Below are 5,351 nucleotides of genomic sequence, written 5' to 3'. Positions count from 1 at the left end.
GGGCAGAGGGGGGCGCTGTCCCGCCAACAGATCGGCCAATTTCGGAGCGTTTTCCCGCACGCAAGCTTGACTGAAGGCTGGCATTTCTTCACGCCCCCCTCTGCTCTGCCGGGCATCTCCCTCACGAGGGGGAAGAGTGGCAGCGTCGCCGTCGCGCAGGACATCAGACCATGACCACCTTTCTCTTCGACGGTCCCGACAGTGCCCCGGTCACCATCCTGCTCGCCCATGGCGCGGGCGCGGCGATGGATTCCCCCTCGATGACCGCCACCGCCAAGGCGCTGGCCGCGGCCGGCTTCCAGGTCGCGCGCTTCGAGTTCCACTATATGGCTGCCCGCCGCTACGGCCACCGCAAGCCGCCGCCGCGGGCCGAGACGGTCAACCCGGAATATATCAAGGCGATAGCCGACCTCAGGGCGAAGGGCGTGACCGGCCCGCTCGTCATCGGCGGCAAGTCGATGGGCGGGCGCGTCGCCTCGATGGTCGCCGACGAGATGTTTGCCAAGGGCGAGATTTCAGGCCTGCTGTGCCTCGGCTATCCCTTCCATCCGCCGGCCAAGCCCGATCAATTGCGGACCAAACACCTCGCCGATCTCAAGACACCGACGCTGATCTTCCAGGGCACCCGCGACGAGTTCGGCACCAGGGACGAGGTTGCGACTTATGACCTTTCCGATCGCGTCGAGGTGATCTGGCTGGAGGACGGCGACCACGATCTCAAGCCTCGCAAGAGTGTTTCGGGGTTTTCGACCGCCGATCATCTGAAGACGCTGGCCGAGACGGTCAAGGCGTGGTCGGGTCGGATCGCTTCCTGAAGCGATGAAGATCGCCTCCTTCAACATCAACAACATCAACAGCCGGCTTGAAAACCTGCTGACATGGCTGGCTGTGGCAAAGCCCGATGTCGTGTGCCTGCAGGAGTTGAAGGCACGCGACATGCAGTTTCCGCGCTCGGCATTGGCGGCGGCCGGCTATGGCGCGGTGTGGAAGGGCGAGCCGACCTGGAACGGCGTTGCCATCCTGGCGCGGAGTGCCGAGCCCGTGTTGACCCGCGATGCCTTGCCCGGCGACGAAGCCGACAGGCAGAGCCGCTACATCGAGGCGGCGGTGAATGGCATTGTCGTCGCTTGCCTCTATGCGCCGAACGGCAATCCCCAGCCCGGCCCGAAATTCGCCTACAAGCTCGCCTGGCACGCGCGGCTGGAGGCGCATGCCGAACAGTTGCTCGACACCGGCCTGCCGGTGGTGCTGGCCGGCGACTACAACATCGTGCCCGAGCCGCGCGATATCTACGCCACCCGCTCCTATGACGACAACGCGCTGGTGCAGCCGGAAAGCCGGGCGTCGTTCCGGCGCCTGCTCGACCAGGGTTGGCTTGATGCCCTGCGCAAGAAGCATCCGAAGGAAACGCTTTACACATTCTGGGACTATCGCCGCAACCGCTGGCCGCGCGATGCGGGCCTCCGGCTCGATCACATCCTGCTGTCGAAGAAACTGGCACGCCGCCTGACCGCCGCCGGCATCGACCGCGACGTGCGCGGCGAGGACGGTGCCAGCGACCATGCGCCGGTGTGGGTGGAATTGAAGTAAGGCGACTGCTTTCATGCGTCGCGCTTGAACGGATCCATGCAACGCGCTTTAAGTCTTTTGTCTTGATGCATGTCGCTGTCCCAAACCCGGGTTCGCTTTTGGCCGACATGCAATAACCTGTCGGCAAAGTATTCCAACGCAGCCGGATCGCCCATGAACGCAATCCTCCACGAGATCTGTGAAAGGAGGCTCCATGCCTGACTTGGGCGCTGTCGAGATACTGCTCGCCGCCCTTGTGGTGCTTGCGGCAGCTGTCGTGTCCTGGCGGCTGTGGCGGAAGCGCAGCCGCCGCAAGGGACGGCGGCAGACCAATCCGGCTGCCGACTATGCCGTCCGCACCGACTGGAGCGGCCGCGGGGGCATGCTCAATTACTCGTCCTTCGTCTATTTCGATGTCGATCGCGACGGCAAATACGGCGCCGGAGACCGGCCGATGGCCGGGATCATGGTGCGGCTGTATGACGAAGCCGGCAAGCTCGCCGCGTCCGCGCGCACCAACAATGCCGGCTTTGCCAATTTCCCCATGTCGGTGAAAAGCAGAAAGGCCGTGATCCGCAAGCCGGGCAACTGGCGCTTTGTGGTTTCGGTGCCGCCCGGCTGGCAGGCGAAAAGCGAAAACGACATTCAGTCCCGACACTTCCTGCCGCTGCCGGGTTCGCCGGCCGGGATGGTATCACAGGAGATGCTGCTGCCGGTCGGTCTGGCGCCGCCGCGCCGCGTCAGCGGGCGCGTTGCCGGCGATGGACCCGCGACCCTCTCCGTGTCGGGGGACGGGCACGTCCTGGAGGCGCGGACACTGGCGCCGGGTGCCGTCTTCAGCTTCGACCTGGCTGAAGAAGCCGACACGGTCAGCATCAGTGGCGAAGGCTTGGAGCGGCGGCTGACGCTGTCGCCCTACTCGGCGGATCTCGGCCTGCTGTCCGCGCAACGCGCCGGCATTGCCACTGATGCCGCTCTCGAAACGATCGGTTTCGACGATGTGACGTCGCGCACCTTCAGGAAAATTCCGGTCGGTCATGCCGGATTGGCGTGGCGCAACCTGAATGCGATGGCGCGCGACTACACCAAGGACAGCCAGGGCTATGTCAATGGCAACGTCTCCGGTGACCATGTGCTCTACACCAGCAGCGGGCTGCCTGCCGAATTCAGCTGCGAACGGCCGTTCGGCTTTCACTCGGTCATGCTGAGCGCCGCCTGGCTGGCGTCGGAAGGGGAGGTGGCGCTGATCGAAAGCTGGCTTGGCGAGCAGCTGATTGCAAGCGATCAGATCACGCTGTCGGCGCTGACGCCGTTGCACTATGCCCCGATGCTCAAAGCTGTAACGCGTGTTCGCCTGTCGACGAAGCACTATTGGCAAATGGTCGTGGACGATTTGGTCCTGACACGCTGAGATTTGAGCATGCCAAAGCGGAGCGAATTTCGCCCCGCTTCAATCAGGTTACGTTTACGATCAGCCCGGCACAATGATAATCGAGGCGCCGTTCGACGCTGTGACCGCCGACAGACGGCCCTTTTTCAAGAACGACGGCTTCACATAAATCTTCTTCATTTTCAGACTCTCCTAAAATCCCAGCCTGATGATGCCATACTGCGGCCATCTGTCAACCATGCGAGCTGAAAGCAACAAACAATAAACCCAACAATGCGCGACCAGGGGCCAGGGTCCCTATTCTTTGCTTCGGGCCATCCCAAAACCAATTGCACCTGGAGTTTGCTCTCCAGCGCCGGCGCGATCCGCCAGAGATGCGCCGGATTAAAGCGTGACGCTGCTCGGGGCGTTTGCCGTGACGGCGGAAAGCTTGCCCTTCTTGACGAAGGTCGGCTTCGCGTAAGTCTTCTTCATGGTGTTCTCTCCTGAACTCTCGGCGAGCATGGCAGATGCGCGACATGTGTCAACCAAGCCGGGCGCCGACGGCGGCCCTCCTGGCGCTATCGGCTGGCGGCCAGCGCCTGGCCTCCGGCTCGCTCGACGGCACGGCCCGGCTATGGGGCATGGACACCGGCCACCAGATCGCGCTGTTCGACAGCAAGACCGGCCCGATCTATGCGGGCGTCCGCCGCGGTGCTGACCGGCGGCAATGATCGCACCACCCGCGACTGGCCGCCCGACGGCGGTGACGGCGTCGTGCTGTTTGCCGGCGCGTCGGAATGAGCAAATCTTGATCACCTTGTCCGCCGTGCTATGTAAAGCCCATGCCAGCATCCAGCCTCCCAGACAACGCGCCGCTCATCGTCATCGATCTCCAGACCGGTATGTTCGACGGCGTGCACGAACCGCCGATCCATGATGCGCCAGGCATAGTCGAGCGCACCAAAGCGGTGATCGACTGGGCGCGGGGCGGCGGGCGCAAGGTCGCATTTGTCAGGCATGATGGACCCGAAGGCGATCCGTTGGCACCGGATCAGCCGGGCTGGCCGGTTTGGCCCGCACTTGGCCAAGCTGCGGACGAGCCGACCTTTGCCAAATCCGTGCGCGATGCTTTCAGCAATCCCGCCTTCGGCGACTGGGTTGCCGGGCAGGGTGCGGGTGCTGTCGTGCTCCTGGGCGCGCAGACCGATTTTTGCGTGGCCGCGACGGTCAAGGGCGCGATCGCCAGAGGGCTCGGCGTGACCGTGGTGTCCGATGCGCACAGCACGCTGGACAATGCCAGCGAGAGTGCCGAGCAGGTCATCGTCAGGCACAATGGCGAATTCGCCGAGGCCGGCGTCAATCTGGTGACCACAAAGGCGCTTGTCGGCGGCTGAAGCCCGAACGTCGCCGCAGGCCGCATTATCAGGCAGGCCGGCTTGAGGACTTCGCGAGGGAAGACAGCGCCGGGCGCCTGCCGTGGTCGACGCGGACGGGGGGGGCGCATTGTTGGGATGGCTCGGGCGCCCGCGTCAACCAGGGCGGCTCGTACCGCCGCATTAGCAACATTGCACATTGCGTGCCGCTCGAAACTTCCGCGAAAGCGGAATAGGCCGGAGCAAAAGGGCGGATTCGGCTGAGACTTTCGGCGCGCTTTCCCGGTCCGGGAGTCAAAAAGCCTGCTGGTTATTGGAAATGTCGTTCAAGGCGTTTGCCGGTGCTGCACCGGATCGGCGAGGAACGACACCGCAATCAGGTCGTCGCCATCGATCCGGCCGTGACGATCTTCCATGATGGCCGCGACCTTTTGAAAGGTTTTCATTTCGGCATCCGTCACCCGCGCATCGCGCATCCGGGCCTGGAGATCGGCCAGGCGAACGCCCAAAGCAGGGGATGTCACAGCTTTGCTTATCATCTTCACTCGTCCTGATTGGAAACTGACATGGGCAACCCGCCGCCATGGCTGGCGGCGGGTTTGGGACAATTCCAAGTTCAGTCGTAGACCTTGACGATCTTGCGGGTGCCCGGATCCACCAGGACGGTGCGGTTGTCGACCACTACGTAGCGGTATTTGACGTCGGGGATCTCATGAAGCTCGACCGTATCCGGCAACGCGCTACCAACATTCAGTTCCACGCCGGGAATCTTGACCGAAGCGAGGGGCTGCTTCTTCACATACTCGCGGATGACCGTGTCCTGTTCAGGCTGGATGACAACGTCCTGAGCGGCAACGGCGCCCACTCCGGCCAACAGCAACAGCGCCGCTGCGGCGCCCGTTAGGTGCATTTTCATACTGTTTCTCCTTGCGAGTCAGCATGACAAGATCGTCCAACGCTGACGGCAACTGAACTTGAGCCAACTGAAAATGTTCCTCAGATTGGGCTTCGGTCGGATGCTGTCTGCGACTTAAGTC

The 5,351-nt window shown here is 63.1% G+C and carries 10 protein-coding genes; 5 read left to right on the top strand and 5 right to left on the bottom strand.

The features are described from left to right. Positions 1–170 precede the first annotated feature (170 nt). Together EN969_RS15360 and EN969_RS15355 are read left to right on the top strand one after the other, a co-directional pair. Entirely contained in the window at positions 171–815 is a 645-nt protein-coding gene (locus tag EN969_RS15360) for an alpha/beta fold hydrolase (protein ID WP_063168629.1), read from the top strand. Positions 816–819: 4 nt separating this feature from the next. Then, a complete protein-coding gene (locus EN969_RS15355) occupies positions 820–1,590 on the top strand; it encodes an exodeoxyribonuclease III (protein WP_013530618.1) in 771 nt (256 codons plus the stop codon). An 11-nt stretch (positions 1,591–1,601) separates the two neighbouring features. Here the strand turns inward: EN969_RS15355 and EN969_RS15350 are convergent, their stop codons facing one another. Then, entirely contained in the window at positions 1,602–1,745 is a 144-nt protein-coding gene (locus EN969_RS15350) for a hypothetical protein (RefSeq protein WP_127224232.1), read from the bottom strand. Between the two features lie 38 nt (positions 1,746–1,783). On the opposite strand from EN969_RS15350, the gene EN969_RS15345 reads away from it, so the two are divergent. Next, positions 1,784–2,980 carry a hypothetical protein gene (locus tag EN969_RS15345; RefSeq protein ID WP_127419223.1) on the top strand — a complete coding sequence of 399 codons (1,197 nt, stop codon included), beginning with the start codon at positions 1,784–1,786 and terminating at the stop codon, positions 2,978–2,980. Positions 2,981–3,040: 60 nt separating this feature from the next. Here EN969_RS15345 and EN969_RS15340 read toward each other — a convergent pair whose 3' ends face one another. Both EN969_RS15340 and EN969_RS15335 read right to left on the bottom strand, forming a co-directional pair. After that, the gene (locus tag EN969_RS15340; RefSeq protein ID WP_013530621.1) at positions 3,041–3,139 is read right to left on the bottom strand and encodes a hypothetical protein; all 99 of its coding nucleotides are present in this window, start codon (positions 3,137–3,139) and stop codon (positions 3,041–3,043) included. Positions 3,140–3,343: 204 nt separating this feature from the next. Then, on the bottom strand, positions 3,344–3,433 hold the full coding sequence (locus EN969_RS15335) for a hypothetical protein (RefSeq protein ID WP_081714185.1): 90 nt from the start codon (positions 3,431–3,433) through the stop codon (positions 3,344–3,346). Between the two features lie 35 nt (positions 3,434–3,468). On the opposite strand from EN969_RS15335, the gene EN969_RS15330 reads away from it, so the two are divergent. Together EN969_RS15330 and EN969_RS15325 are read left to right on the top strand one after the other, a co-directional pair. Continuing rightward, a complete protein-coding gene (locus EN969_RS15330; RefSeq protein WP_063168627.1) occupies positions 3,469–3,672 on the top strand; it encodes a hypothetical protein in 204 nt (67 codons plus the stop codon). 111 nt (positions 3,673–3,783) lie between these two features. After that, positions 3,784–4,335: an isochorismatase family protein gene (locus tag EN969_RS15325; RefSeq protein WP_063168626.1), complete on the top strand. Its 552-nt coding sequence runs from the start codon at positions 3,784–3,786 to the stop codon at positions 4,333–4,335. Positions 4,336–4,640: 305 nt separating this feature from the next. On the opposite strand, the gene EN969_RS15320 is transcribed toward EN969_RS15325, so the two are convergent. Together EN969_RS15320 and EN969_RS15315 are read right to left on the bottom strand one after the other, a co-directional pair. Further along, the gene (locus EN969_RS15320) at positions 4,641–4,928 is read right to left on the bottom strand and encodes a hypothetical protein (protein ID WP_338048523.1); all 288 of its coding nucleotides are present in this window, start codon (positions 4,926–4,928) and stop codon (positions 4,641–4,643) included. A gap of 2 nt (positions 4,929–4,930) precedes the next feature. After that, positions 4,931–5,230 carry a DUF1236 domain-containing protein gene (locus tag EN969_RS15315; protein ID WP_013530625.1) on the bottom strand — a complete coding sequence of 100 codons (300 nt, stop codon included), beginning with the start codon at positions 5,228–5,230 and terminating at the stop codon, positions 4,931–4,933. Between the last annotated feature and the right edge of the window lie 121 nt (positions 5,231–5,351).

The organism is Mesorhizobium sp. M7A.F.Ca.CA.003.01.2.1, assembly GCF_003998945.1.
Lineage (GTDB): Bacteria > Pseudomonadota > Alphaproteobacteria > Rhizobiales > Rhizobiaceae > Mesorhizobium > Mesorhizobium ciceri.
This window is presented reverse-complemented; position numbering and strand designations above follow the sequence as displayed.